The organism is Xanthomonas sp. NCPPB 3959 (assembly GCF_056675575.1).
The window spans coordinates 58,195-70,127 of the sequence record NZ_JBWWVR010000022.1 but is presented as its reverse complement, the minus strand read 5'-3'; the positions used below and the strand labels follow the sequence as shown (position 1 = coordinate 70,127).

The following is an 11,933-nucleotide window of genomic DNA, read 5'->3' as shown; positions in this document are numbered from 1 at the left end:
GTGCCAACGCGCGTTGCGGCTGATGGGCAGGTTCCCATCGTAAGACCGCTGCAGTTGGCGGCGATGACCAGTCCGATGGTGGTCGAATTCAACGTGCAGCCTCCTGGCAAGAGCGCGACTGGCACACTCTTCCTGGGTATCCGCGTCGGTCACGAGGATGCTCTGAAGTCACTTGAAGCTGCTCAAGCGCTCCGCAGATCCGGCCTGCATGCTGAGCTTGTTCTGAAACGGCTTGAACCAAGCGGCGCAATCAACATGCCATTGGTGCGTGTTGAATCGCAGGCAGGGGTTCCCGCTCGGACCATCGCTGTGAGTGCAGACGGGCGTGTTCCAGGCGTGTGGATGGACGAGGTGGATGGCGCGTCCCTTCAATCTGCGGGTCTGGAATCTCCAAAGCGTCGCTACACGCAGCTTGCCTTTGCATGGGCGCAAGGAATTCAGCCTGGCAAGTATCAGTTGAGCATCAGGCTGCTTGGCCAGCCGCCGCAGTTGGCATCGATCCAATCCGAGTTGCTGGTCGCTTACCGACACAAATCAAAGTAGGAAAACCTCATGGACGATAAATACGCTGTCACTCTCTACGTTGCCGCGCCGGGGACACCGCTTCTTGACGGTGGAACATCGGCAGCAGGGCACATGTACTACACAGTCACGCACGGGAAGGAACAAACCAGCTTCGGGTTTGCACCCATCGAGCACGGCGTGATGGCAGGGCCTGGAAAGGTCTACAACAATGATGCCGATCAATACCAAAAGCCTTTCTATCAACGCACGATGGAGATCAGCGAGGATCAATACGAAAAATTGATGGAGTTTGGTGCAAAGCCCGGAGAACATGGCTTCAATACGCAGTATCACGGCGCAATGAACAGTTGCATCGATTACACATGGGGTGCAATCAATTACGCTGGTCTGCATCGCACCGACCTGAAGGTTATGCAGGATAAGGACTTCGAGGGTGGACTGAAACCGCTCAGCAACGTTGAGTACATTCGTAGTATCCAAGCTCCCGTTCCCGACAGCGAATTGAACACTGAGCAGTACAACCCGATGCCGGAGCGGACACTCCTGCAGCGTGTGATCAGTGATGCGCAGTTGCCAGACAAGGATCGTGAGATGCTCAGCACGATTCGGGAGCAGGTTGCAGGCATCGATCAACAACATGGCAGGACCTACGATGCCACCAGCGAGAAGATTTCAGTTAGCTTGTTGGCAACCGCGAAAGAGGGCGGACTGAACCGCGTGGACCACGTGGTCCTTGGAAATACTCCTGATGATGGAGCGGGCCAGCGCTTATTTGTAGTGCAAGGCGAGTTGGACAATCCTGCTCACCTTAAAGCATCAATGAAGGCCGAAGAAGCAGCGAGAACGCCTGTCGAGCAGTCATTCGCAAAGGTCGAGGAAATCTCTAACGCCCAACAGGAACGTGCATTGGCAGCACAGCAGGAGCCTGCACTTGAGCAAAGTCGCGCACCGATGCAGATAGGTTGAGCGCCGCCTGTTTGGCTGGGAAAGGGAGTCGGTTAGTGAGGGAATAGCTGGGGTCAGGGTGCTTATCGCTTGGCGGCACTTGGCTTGCGTGGCCGATAAGTGAGCTTGAAGCCGGCGAAGCAGCAGGTCCTTACTTCGAGCGTCGCGTGAAAGACAGCGTGGCTGGGTCCCTGCTGCTGCCATGGATAATGGATAATGGAAGATTACGGTTTTATCGTTCTTGTGATTGAATTAGAAGGTCAACGTTTCTTCAGTATCTGCGTAGACCAGCACGACCTTTTCGCCTGCATACGGTAAGGCGACCTCAGGTGACGATGGCTCAGTCTTGGAAACTTCAACTTTCGCCATGGGGTCACATTTCTCATTGATGCCGCATCTGCGGATGGCAATACGCAATACGCCGTGGTCGTTTGCGAAATCCACGCCGGGAGAATAAAAGAGGCTTTCTGCAGGCATGTAGTAGCTAATTCGGATTGCGTTTCCCTCTGCTTTCTCGATCTTGACCGGCTGAACATATTTCCTCTTGTAATCAGAGCGTATCTTTCCTCCTGTACACGCAGTCAAAGTTGATATCGCAAGTAATCCCGCAGCAAGAGTCAGCCTAATTTTTACATTCACATCAATGCCCCTGTGTGGATTCGTCTAAATAGATTGGCGACTACTCCCCAATATCTTGCGGAGCTCGATTCACTACGAGCTTGCTTAAGTGGATTCCGTCAGTTGAATGAAATCCGACCATCCAGGTAACCGGTACGGCTGGTGCTGTCACTGATGGCTGCGATTCTTTCACGATGGGCGGGAGCGTGCACGCAACTGATGTCTTGTAACCTGCTCCCGGAGAGCTCAGTGCTTTGCAATGAAAGCCAAGGCTCTCAAGACTCCTTTGCACGGCCGTGACGGGCGAACCAGCCGGGTTGGCCGCTTCAAGCTGCTGCCTTGCTTTAGCGGCAGACTGTTGAGGATCAAAGCCGAGCCGTGGGTCCTGCTGCATGGCAGAGCATCCTGATATAAAAAAAAGACTAGCGGTTGCCAGTAGTGCCAGAGGGCTGCGGTTGGCCAGAGGATTTGTTTGCATGTTTTGACAACTCCAACGCAATCACACAGACGATCATCCATGTGGATGTCGGTTGCAAGTATGCTCCCGTGAAGTAATGGAGCTAGGACGTAACAGCGTCAGGTCAACTTGACCTCGTTTGAACCAAGTCTATGCGCCGGTTGCTGCTTCATCCTTTTCTTTGCTCTTCAATGCCATGTCGAGCAAATATTCGTAGGTCTGAAGCTTGCCCCTAGCCGAGGTGGCTACCCAGCAGACCATCCAAAAGAACAGCAGCAAAATACCAACCATCGCTGTCATTGGAGACATCGCTAGAGGATTTCCACCAGCGCGCATAACCAGGAAGAGCGACGCCGCGACTGGGAGCAGACCTAGCTTGTCGACGCTCCCGGCTAATAACGCAATTCGACCCGCACGGCGTGTATGGCTGTAGCGGGCGTGATCCAGCATGAGTTGCAGGGTTGCTGCCGGATACCCCTTCAACCAAGTCACTTCCTGCAGAAATTGCTCTAGCTGATGATCAGTGCGCATAGCCTGATCGACTGTCCATTGACGTAGATCACTCACTATCCCGTAGAGACTAATTATCACCAGGACGCCTAGCGCCGCCAATGCAACCCAGAAGCCGGCGGTTGCGACCTTCGCCAGCAACTGGGGTGGAATACTCGTAAAACTGAAGAACGACGCAATCAGCGTAGAGGCTATTCCGCACGCCAAAACGATGGCAGCGCCGCGCACTAGGCGGCTAGGGCTGGCAGTGTCTGCCGGGAACTCTGGCAGCCCCCTTAGGCGCTCTTCTAAAGCTTTAAAGGTCAAAGGCACGCTCGGTGCTACGTCGCTACTTTCCATGTCGCCCGTCACTGCTGAATGATGCGGCAAGATTAGAGCTGTCTGGCCGACACGGGTAGGTAGAAATTCTGCGACAGCACGAAACCCATTCTGCGCGCGCGCGCGCGGAGCAAGTCGGGAGCTTGTGATCCTGAGGGTGTGGGCACATGGGCTGCTTGTCGGTGCCTCTTGTAGTCGCCTTCTAAGTCGAGATGACGTGTGTTGACATCGCAATCCGCGCGCTGCAACCTCTGCCTCAAGGAGCGTCGAAACTCCTCTAGTAGCGGTACCCACCTCCGTCAAACCGGTGGGTTTTTTGTGCCTGCATCCCGCAGGTACAACCGACGCGATGCCTGCGTCGGGAGGGCGGCTAATACAACACCCGCAAGGGAAATACGCCCGCCGGCTACTAGCGGTTTCGAACCTCCCGACATCCCGTCGCCGTTGGCGGCGGTTCTTGGGTTGTTCCAGGAGGGCGTTGCCATGTCTACCGCACCATCCACGCCGGCATCGGTGCCGGGTTATCTGTTGCCAGCCTCCGCACACGGCTTGCTGTGGGACGTAGGCGAGGTGCTGCGCCGGCTGGCCGCACGCGCGGCTATTGAGCAGGCCAGCGACGATCCCGCGCAGCAGTTGCTCAGCCAACCCGGTGTGTTGTCGCAGGCCTTGCGCAGCCTGTCCGCACGCATCGACGTGGCGCTGCAGCAGTGCGTTGCTGCACCCATCACCAATACTCGCCACCCGGAGGCGCCATGACACGCCGCCGCCCACCCAACGCGTCCGCCACCGCACGGCCCACCCGTCAACGTGCGCGCCCCGCGCCACCCAAGCGGGTGCAGTGGGTCATCGTCGAACCCGATCGCACCCAGCTGCCACCGATGCTGCCGCCCGAGCCGGACACAACGCCGCAAGGCCCCGGCCGTTTGCCTGCACCCCGCCGCGCCCGCCGCCCGCGCCAATGCACCGTCAGCTACACCCTCTACCCCGGCGCCCACGACCACGCTGGCGACCAGCACGTGCCCCACGTCCGCCTCAGCGGTCTATGGCTGGAACAGTTGGGCTTCGCTATCGGTACCAAGCTGCGGATCACCGCCAGCGAGGGGCAGTTGGTGATGGAGGTGTTGGCGCCGGTGGAGGTGCCGGCCAAGGCGCGCAGCGTGCGGCGTTGATGGTGCGGGGAACAGAGACCTGCGCTTGACCTAAGTGCCGCATGTCACTAGCGTCGCAGCCACACCAGCGCACAACGGACGCTTCATGATCGCGCGGCCCCTCTACACCTTGCTCGCCACCGTCGCTCTGGGCGCATGTGTCTACGTGGGGGCCAATCCAGGCCCGGCAACCGTCACGGAGACATCTGCCATGAGTTCATCCAGCCCTGCCACTGTGTCGCCTGGTAAGCCCACTGCGGAGGATCTGCTTGGCCAACTGCTTGCTTTGGTCAAGGACAGCCACACCATCTCTGACTTCACTCGCGAGCGTCTGAGTTCGGCAATGGGTCAGGTGGTTCAGCTTGTGAAGAACGACAAACGCCGATACCGTGCGTTCGGCCCGCTCAGCAAAGAGTGGAGTTACGGCTTTGGTGTTGATGAAACCAAACTCGATGGGCGATGGTTCGAATTCCGTTTTGATCGCAATGCGGCGCTTGCATCGCCTACGATGACCGAGATCTGTCGTCTCGACTTCGACCACTTTACCCAACAGCTCGAGCGAATGGGATTCACGCGCGAGCGCAATATCGTCGAGGACGGCCGCTGGATGAGTGATTTCTTCACTCGGCCAGGGATGCGTATAGAGGTTTTTCCACGAGGCGAGGCTGTGGAACCGCAAGAGTTGGTGGCGCACAAATGCGTCGAATGGGTGTATATCCGATAAGCCGAGGGAGCGGACATGTCACTCAGCCCTTGAGTTGTCAGGCCTCATAAAGCAATGCGTGCATAATTCCCACTGCAGCACCAACACTCATTGGAGAAAGGCCGTGCCCCTTGCAAACGATCGAATGCGCTTTGCACTCACGGCATTGATTGCCTGCCTGATCGCTGGCTGCAGCATGCAACCGCCGCCTGCAAACGTGCCTATCGCAAAGGAGCAGATAGAGATGAGAACGGTCGTCCCGTTGGTACGGAATTTGACCCCACATGATCGTGGGCCTACAGAACTGGAGTTCGATGTGCCCGCACTGCCCGACGATGCCACTCCGCCCGTTTTCATCGGTGTGCGGCTAACCGGCGTCGACCCAACCGCAGTCTCGGAAAGTGCTGACAAGCTGATTAGCGCTGGCGTTTCGGCCGAACTCCACTTGGAGCGTATTGAACCATCCGGCCCGGTCTCCGTGGAATTGCAGCGTAGTCAGCGTGTGGGAGTAGGTCAGCAGGCGTCCATTCCCTTGTCAGCTGATGGTATGGCGCCTGGTCTGTTCGCATTTGATGCGGACGGTACGACGCTGCAGGACGCCGGTTTGTCTACTGAGCAGACCGCATCCAGGGAGTTGGCGTTCGGCTATAGCAATGCTGTCCAGCCAGGCCGTTATCGGCTCAAACTGCGCTTTGATCGGAACGCCGAGGCGCTGGTTGCGGCTAATGCGCAACTTCTTGTCGCTTACACCTACAAAGGGAAGTGAGGGGAATGAGCATGGATGATCATGAAAAGCGCTATGCAGTCACTGTCTACGTCGCTGCCGCAGGTACGCCTTTGATGACCGGAGGCACATCCTTCGGCGGCCATATGTACTACTCGATTGACGACGGAACGACTGTCAAAAGTTATGGGTTCTCGCCCATCAAGCATGGCGAGGCTAGCGGGCCGGGAAAACCTTCGTTCAATGACGTCGACACCTATCAAAAACCGTATTACTCACGCACGATGGAGATCGATAAGGCCCAGTATGACAAGTTGGAGGCCTTTGGCGCGGCCCCTGCTAAGCACGGGTTCAATATGGAATATCACGGTGTTAAAAACAGTTGTGTCGACTTCACGTGGGATGCGCTCAATCACGCTGGACTGTACCGGAAGACAAAAGACGGAATTGATAAGGGCTTCGAGGGGGATATTAGGCCCGTAGAAAACGTAGATGAGATCAAGAGCATTCCTGCTCCTTTGCTTAAAAGTGAGTTAAATAAGGAGCACAACAATCCGAAGCCCAAGCAGGAAGTTTGGCAGCAGTTGATTGGCGAGGCGCAGCCGCCCGGCGAGCAGGTATCTCCATTACAGGAAGCAACACAGCTCGCGAAAGTGCCGCCAACAGATCCGCTGCATCACCAAGCAGAAGAGGCCGTTCGCCGCCTCGAGCAAGGCCTCGGCCGCGAGTACGACGACAACAGCGCCCGGCTGGCAGCAAGCAGCGCCTATTTAGCCAAAGAGAACGGGCTGTCGCGAATCGATCATGTCGTGCTGAGCGAGAACTATAAGTCCGTGCGACAAGGCGAGAACCTGTTCGTTGTGGAAGGCGCTTTGAACGATCCCGCACACAAGATGGCGCACATGAAGACCAACGATGCGATCGCACAGCCGGTAGAGCAGTCTCTGGCGCAATTGCAGTCCTTGGGTGAGACGCAGCGGCAGCAACAGTCCCAGCAACAAGAGCAGCAACGCGACCAGTCGATCAATCCGCCGCCTCGGATGGTGTGAGTTCTGATACGCCGGTATACGTACGCAAAGTGCTTCTGGTAAAACATCGCTCTACCGCAGGAAGGAGCCGCGCCGTATGCCATTCGCTATCTTCCGTTCTTACGTTTCGGCATCGGCCGCAGTGGTCGTTGCCACCTTTGCAGGATGCGCCATGACCGAGCCGCCGATCTCAAACAAACAGTTTTCCGAGCATGTTGTGACGCTGCTAGCTGGCAAGGACTCGGCGGTGGTCGAAGCCGGCAAGCTGACTGATTTCCCTTGGAAGACGCTGTGCTTCGAGCGCGATGACAGCCTGCTGCTGAAGTTCGATCGCGGCTGGGAAACGTCCGTTCTGCCACTACCTTACGAGGAGTTCTTCGTGGATGAGGCACATGTGGCCAATTCCCTCGAGGATAGCTGTGTCACGCCATCCGATCACATCCTGATCAAGAAGAAGTATCCGGGCTATCAAGGGCCTATCGAGTTTCAGAAGGTAGCGCAGGGAGGCTAAGCCATGATCGATATCACCGATCCAAAGGGTGCCAAGCGTGAGATTGAGCAGGAAGCGTATCGGCACTACGAACAGCTGAGCGGTACCACGTTGGCAAGGCGTCCCGATGGCACCTTCCAGTCACAGGGGCACAACGATGAGCTGGATGCCTTTCGGCATGCGTATACCAGTGGCCGTGTCACCCAGCTTGCGTTAGGTCAGCAGTGGATCGCACGCAAGTTCGGTGATGATGCCGAGATTGGGCCGGCCCATCCAAACGATCCCTACGAACATCGGATGGATCTATGGAACAACGAAGCCGGCCGCCGGCTCGGCGATCAGACCTCCGGGCAGGATGAGCTTGCGCGACAGGCCTACGCTGCGCTGCGCCAGGGCGATCTGGCGACCGGCTTGAACGATCCGCGACTCAGGCAGTTGTTTCCCGACGATCCACGCCTGGCGCGCCCCCAGGGAGATCCCCAGCGCGACCTTGTGACCAGCAGCGATGTGGACCGGATCAACAAGGATGTATCGCGCCTGCAGGACCAGGCGCATGACAGGTTCCCAGACACGCATCCAGATCGTGCGTATTTCAATACGTTGCGTGGGCAGCTGCCTGCATCGGTGTCCGACACCAAGGTGGCCGAGGTCATGATTGCCGCAAAGCAGGCTGGTGTGGAACGGGTTGACCAGCTCGCCGGCGCCGTCCTGCGTGACGACCACATCTTCGTGTCTGGCAAGACGCCAGGATTTCGTGCGCAGGTGGATGCGACCACACCGGCACCCGATATGCGGCAGAGTGTGTATACCGCCGATCAGCACAACGCCGTCCAGGCCTACGACCAAGCGCAATCGCAGGCTGCACAACAAACGCCTGCGCCTGGACGCTAGGCGGCGCATTGGAAGCATGGCGGTCGGTTGGAAGCTGTCATCTTCCGCCCTCCGTCTTATTGTTCGAGTTTGACGGTTGGTACTCTATTTTCTGTTCGCCAGCCCGCTCTTGAATAACGCAACAATTGTTCTTTGTCAGTGGCAATTGCGGCTTGTTCACCAATCCGTCGGCGCATAGTCCTTGAGGAACTGCCCCCACACATGCTCGCCGGTGTTGGCGCCGTGGATGATCGGGTCGACGATGCGCGCGGCGCCGTCGACGATGTCCAGTGGCGGGTGGAAGCGTTCCTGCTGCACCTTGAGCGCGGCGATGTCGGCCGGATCCTCGTCGGTCACCCAACCGGTGTCGACGCTGTTCATGTGGATGCCGTCGTTTTGATAATCGGCCGCCGAGGTGCGCGTCATCATGTTCAACGCGGCCTTGGCCATGTTGGTATGCGGGTGACGGGTGGTCTTGAAGTTGCGGTAGAACTGGCCTTCCATCGCCGAGACATTGACGATGTGTTTGTCGCGCTCGGGTGTACGCAGCATCAGCGGCTTCAGGCGCGCGTTGATGATGAAGGGCGCGATGGCGTTGACCAGTTGCGTTTCCAGCAGCTCGACCGACGGCACTTCGGCCATCAGCAGGCGCCAGGAATTGCGGCCGCGCAAGTCGACCTGCTGCAGATCCTGATCGAGACGGCCTTCGGGGAACAGATGTTCCTGGCCCACCAGCTCGTCGTCCAGCAACGCGACCTGCGACAGCTCGGCGGCGCGGGTGAGGCCATCGGCCTCGGCGAGGCCGCGCCCGTGCACGGCCGGCAGCGCGGTGGCCGAGGCTTCGCGCAATAGCTCGGGCGTGCGCAGGCCTTCGTAGTGACCAACGAGCTTTTGTACGGTGTCGGGTAACGCATCCAGCGCGGCGGTTTCGTTGGCCATCATGTGCGCGTAGAACTGCGGCGGGCGGCGCACGGTCTGGCAGGCGTTGTTGATGATGAAATCCAGCCTTTCGCGGGTGGCCAGCAGCTGGCTGCAGAACGCTTCCACGCTGGGGGTGTGGCGCAGGTCCAGGCCGAATACCTGCAGGCGATGGCCCCACTGCGCAAAGTCCGGCTCTTCCGCATAACGCGCGGCCGAATCGCGCGGGAAGCGTGTGGTGACGATCAGCTCGGCCCCAGCGCGTAACAACTTCAAGCCAGCCTGATAGCCGATCTTGACCCGCCCACCAGTGAGCAGTGCCACGCGGCCGCGCAGGTCGGCGGTTTCGGTGCGCTTGAAGAAGTTGAGCTCTGCGCAAGCCGGGCACATCTGGTCGTAGAAGTGGTGCAGCTGGGTGAACTTCTGCTTGCACACATAACAGTGACGCAGCTCGGGCGAATGCATCGGCTCCGGCGTGGCGGTTGCGTTCTCGCCGTTGTGCGCATCGTGCAGACCAGCGGCATGTGGCGGGAAGACGTTCGGCGTGCTGAACACCGGTTTGCGCCGCAGTGCACGGATACCGCGCTGTTCGAGCAATGCCTCGGCCTTGCGCACCTTCTCCTGATGCCGCTCGCGCTCGCGCTGCTTGAGCAGCTGCCGCCGCGCCTTCGGCTCGGGGTGATAGACCTTGGCCACCACCTGGTGCAGGCGCACGCGGTCGGCCTCGGGCAGCGCGTCGAGCACGCTGCGGTCGGCCTCGATGGCCTCCAGCAGGTCCAGCGCCACGCGCAGGCGGTCGGTGAGGGGCAGGTCGTCGGCGGGCAGGGGCGGGGCGTTGGTGTTCAAGATGGATCCGAAAAGAGCGGCAGAAAGCGAAGCGAACGCAGCGGGCAGCTGATGGCGGACCGCGATGGACAGCTGGACCAGCGACGCGACGGCCCGGGACCCTGCTGCAGCAGGCCGGAACAGCCGGCTGGCGGCTATTTTCGCCGATCCTGGGGTGTCGACGCCAATGGGGTGCCAGGCCAGACTGCAGTTGTCGCCAGCCAGTACGCCTCCATCGTGCGCGATCAGGTCAAGCGCTACGACATGACCAAGATGATGAGCGATCCGGACACCGCCAAAAAGATAGACGACGCGGTCACACAGAACGTGAGTGCGTTGGTCAAGCAACAAGGCCTGCCGATCCAGATCCAGAACATCACGCTTGGCCGTGCGCGTCCCAATCCGGATGTGTTGCAGCAGATGAATCTCACCGCTGCGCAGCAGCAGCGAGTCAAAACCTTGGTCGAGGCGACGACTGCAGAACGGCAGCGCGAGCAGGAACAGGTCGCCAAGGCGGATGCCGACAACGCCTACCGCAATCGCATGGGGCTGACGCCTGAGCAGTACCTCGCCAGCCAGATCGCCGAGCTCAATGCAGAGGCCTGCAAAAAGGCGCAGGCGTGTTACATGGTGCCGTCCGGCACATCTGTGATTGCTAAATAGCGTGCGGTATTGATAGACGGCAAGCCAACGCGCTTGTTGCCTTGCTGTGTGTCTTCGATATTCAACAGCGCATGGCTTGGTGGGCTTGCCCAAGCCAGCAAGGCTGCTCACGCACTCTCCAAATCGGGTGAGCTAGGGTTGCTTCTTACTGTTGTTGTGGGAGAAGGCACCATGGGCCTGTTGGTCGACGGCAAGTGGCAAGACGGTTGGTATGACACCGACAAGAGCGAGGGGCGTTTCGAACGGTCGCAGTCGCGATTTCGTAACTGGGTGACACACGATGGCAGTGCGGGTCCGCACGGCGAGGGCGGCTTTCAGGCCGCTCCCGGGCGTTATCACCTGTATGTGTCGCTGGCCTGCCCTTGGGCGCATCGCACGCTGATCTTTCGTCGGCTGAAAGGCCTGGAGGCGATGATCGACGTCTCCGTGGTGCATTGGCTGATGAGCAAGCAGGGCTGGACCTTCGCGCAGGGCCCAGGTGTGGTGGGCGATGCGATTCATCATGCGCGGCATCTGTACGAGGTCTATCTCAAAGCCGATCCTCACTACTCAGGGCGCGTGACCGTGCCGGTGCTGTGGGACCGCGAGCGCAACACGGTGGTCAGTAACGAGTCTGCCGACATCATCCGCATGTTCAACAGCGCGTTCGACGAGGTTGGCGCTGCAGACGGCGACTTCTACCCAGAGCCGTTGCGCGAGCAGATCGATGCGGTCAATGCGGGCGTCTACGACAGCGTCAACAATGGCGTGTACAAGGCGGGCTTTGCGACCACGCAAGCTGCGTACGAAGAGGCGGTGGTGCCGCTGTTCGAGACATTGGATTGGCTTGAGACGCGTTTGAGCCAGCAACGCTATCTGTGCGGCGAGCAACTTACCGAAGCAGACTGGCGCCTGTTCACCACGCTGGTGCGTTTCGATGCGGTGTATGTGGGGCATTTCAAATGCAATCTACGGCGCATTGCCGACTATCCGCAGTTGTCCGGCTTTCTGCGCGAGCTCTATCAGATGCCGGGAATCGCCGGGACGGTCGACTTCCAGCACATCAAGAATCACTATTACCAGAGCCACGACATGATTAATCCCACCGGCATCGTTCCGGTGGGGCCGGTGCTGGATCTGGATGCGCCGCATGGGCGCGGTAGCTGATGTATCTCCCGGCCGCGCGCCGCCGCGCTCAGGCACGCTGCCGCG

13 protein-coding genes and 1 pseudogene are annotated in these 11,933 nt (G+C 59.0%); 11 read left to right on the top strand and 3 right to left on the bottom strand.

The features are described from left to right. The coding region (locus AC1KVG_RS19835) for a hypothetical protein (protein ID WP_481095521.1) at nucleotides 1-543 on the top strand (543 nt) is incomplete at its 5' end. A 9-nt stretch (nucleotides 544-552) separates the two neighbouring features. Continuing rightward, on the top strand, nucleotides 553-1,491 hold the full coding sequence (locus tag AC1KVG_RS19830; protein WP_481095520.1) for an XVIPCD domain-containing protein: 939 nt from the start codon (nucleotides 553-555) through the stop codon (nucleotides 1,489-1,491). A gap of 231 nt (nucleotides 1,492-1,722) precedes the next feature. On the opposite strand, the gene AC1KVG_RS19825 is transcribed toward AC1KVG_RS19830, so the two are convergent. Together AC1KVG_RS19825 and AC1KVG_RS19820 are read right to left on the bottom strand one after the other, a co-directional pair. After that, the gene (locus AC1KVG_RS19825; protein ID WP_481095519.1) at nucleotides 1,723-2,109 is read right to left on the bottom strand and encodes a hypothetical protein; all 387 of its coding nucleotides are present in this window, start codon (nucleotides 2,107-2,109) and stop codon (nucleotides 1,723-1,725) included. Nucleotides 2,110-2,695: 586 nt separating this feature from the next. Beyond that, nucleotides 2,696-3,394, bottom strand: a complete 699-nt coding sequence (locus AC1KVG_RS19820; protein WP_481095518.1) for a hypothetical protein — start codon at nucleotides 3,392-3,394, stop codon at nucleotides 2,696-2,698. 462 nt (nucleotides 3,395-3,856) lie between these two features. Here AC1KVG_RS19820 and AC1KVG_RS19815 point away from each other — a divergent pair, with 462 nt between their 5' ends. The 7 genes from AC1KVG_RS19815 to AC1KVG_RS19785 all read left to right on the top strand — a co-directional run bounded on the left by AC1KVG_RS19815 (nucleotide 3,857) and on the right by AC1KVG_RS19785 (nucleotide 8,357). Next, complete coding sequence (locus AC1KVG_RS19815) at nucleotides 3,857-4,129, top strand: XAC0095 family protein (protein ID WP_115007129.1); 273 nt, start codon at nucleotides 3,857-3,859, stop codon at nucleotides 4,127-4,129. Then, the gene (locus tag AC1KVG_RS19810; protein WP_481095517.1) at nucleotides 4,126-4,542 is read left to right on the top strand and encodes a SymE family type I addiction module toxin; all 417 of its coding nucleotides are present in this window, start codon (nucleotides 4,126-4,128) and stop codon (nucleotides 4,540-4,542) included. The genes AC1KVG_RS19815 and AC1KVG_RS19810 overlap by 4 nt, the downstream gene beginning before the upstream one ends. A gap of 85 nt (nucleotides 4,543-4,627) precedes the next feature. Next, entirely contained in the window at nucleotides 4,628-5,245 is a 618-nt protein-coding gene (locus AC1KVG_RS19805; RefSeq protein ID WP_481095516.1) for a hypothetical protein, read from the top strand. Between the two features lie 196 nt (nucleotides 5,246-5,441). Continuing rightward, nucleotides 5,442-5,990: a hypothetical protein gene (locus tag AC1KVG_RS19800; RefSeq protein ID WP_481095526.1), complete on the top strand. Its 549-nt coding sequence runs from the start codon at nucleotides 5,442-5,444 to the stop codon at nucleotides 5,988-5,990. Nucleotides 5,991-6,094: 104 nt separating this feature from the next. Then, nucleotides 6,095-6,997, top strand: a complete 903-nt coding sequence (locus AC1KVG_RS19795) for an XVIPCD domain-containing protein (protein ID WP_481095525.1) — start codon at nucleotides 6,095-6,097, stop codon at nucleotides 6,995-6,997. 151 nt (nucleotides 6,998-7,148) lie between these two features. Then, nucleotides 7,149-7,487: a hypothetical protein gene (locus AC1KVG_RS19790; RefSeq protein ID WP_481095515.1), complete on the top strand. Its 339-nt coding sequence runs from the start codon at nucleotides 7,149-7,151 to the stop codon at nucleotides 7,485-7,487. A gap of 3 nt (nucleotides 7,488-7,490) precedes the next feature. Next, nucleotides 7,491-8,357 (top strand): DUF6973 domain-containing protein, encoded by an 867-nt coding sequence (locus tag AC1KVG_RS19785; RefSeq protein WP_481095514.1) that lies wholly within the window; start codon nucleotides 7,491-7,493, stop codon nucleotides 8,355-8,357. A 156-nt stretch (nucleotides 8,358-8,513) separates the two neighbouring features. Here AC1KVG_RS19785 and AC1KVG_RS19780 read toward each other — a convergent pair whose 3' ends face one another. Further along, the gene (locus AC1KVG_RS19780; RefSeq protein WP_481095513.1) at nucleotides 8,514-10,100 is read right to left on the bottom strand and encodes an SDR family NAD(P)-dependent oxidoreductase; all 1,587 of its coding nucleotides are present in this window, start codon (nucleotides 10,098-10,100) and stop codon (nucleotides 8,514-8,516) included. 192 nt (nucleotides 10,101-10,292) lie between these two features. Here AC1KVG_RS19780 and AC1KVG_RS19775 point away from each other — a divergent pair. Further along, nucleotides 10,293-10,742, top strand: a pseudogene (locus AC1KVG_RS19775) (SPFH domain-containing protein); the annotation flags it as partial. 171 nt (nucleotides 10,743-10,913) lie between these two features. After that, a complete protein-coding gene (locus AC1KVG_RS19770; RefSeq protein ID WP_481095512.1) occupies nucleotides 10,914-11,888 on the top strand; it encodes a glutathione S-transferase family protein in 975 nt (324 codons plus the stop codon). Nucleotides 11,889-11,933 lie beyond the last annotated feature (45 nt).

Excerpts from the sequence above, each read along its gene's own strand:
- AC1KVG_RS19830 (WP_481095520.1), top strand. The coding sequence starts at position 553 with ATGGACGATAAATACGCTGTCACTCTCTACGTTGCCGCGCCGGGGACA.
- AC1KVG_RS19795 (WP_481095525.1), top strand. The coding sequence starts at position 6,095 with ATGTACTACTCGATTGACGACGGAACGACTGTCAAAAGTTATGGGTTC.
- AC1KVG_RS19805 (WP_481095516.1), top strand. The coding sequence starts at position 4,628 with ATGATCGCGCGGCCCCTCTACACCTTGCTCGCCACCGTCGCTCTGGGC.
- AC1KVG_RS19810 (WP_481095517.1), top strand. The coding sequence starts at position 4,126 with ATGACACGCCGCCGCCCACCCAACGCGTCCGCCACCGCACGGCCCACC.
- AC1KVG_RS19785 (WP_481095514.1), top strand. The coding sequence starts at position 7,491 with ATGATCGATATCACCGATCCAAAGGGTGCCAAGCGTGAGATTGAGCAG.
- AC1KVG_RS19820 (WP_481095518.1), bottom strand. The coding sequence starts at position 3,394 with ATGGAAAGTAGCGACGTAGCACCGAGCGTGCCTTTGACCTTTAAAGCT.
- AC1KVG_RS19770 (WP_481095512.1), top strand. The coding sequence starts at position 10,914 with ATGGGCCTGTTGGTCGACGGCAAGTGGCAAGACGGTTGGTATGACACC.
- AC1KVG_RS19790 (WP_481095515.1), top strand. The coding sequence starts at position 7,149 with ATGACCGAGCCGCCGATCTCAAACAAACAGTTTTCCGAGCATGTTGTG.
- AC1KVG_RS19815 (WP_115007129.1), top strand. The coding sequence starts at position 3,857 with ATGTCTACCGCACCATCCACGCCGGCATCGGTGCCGGGTTATCTGTTG.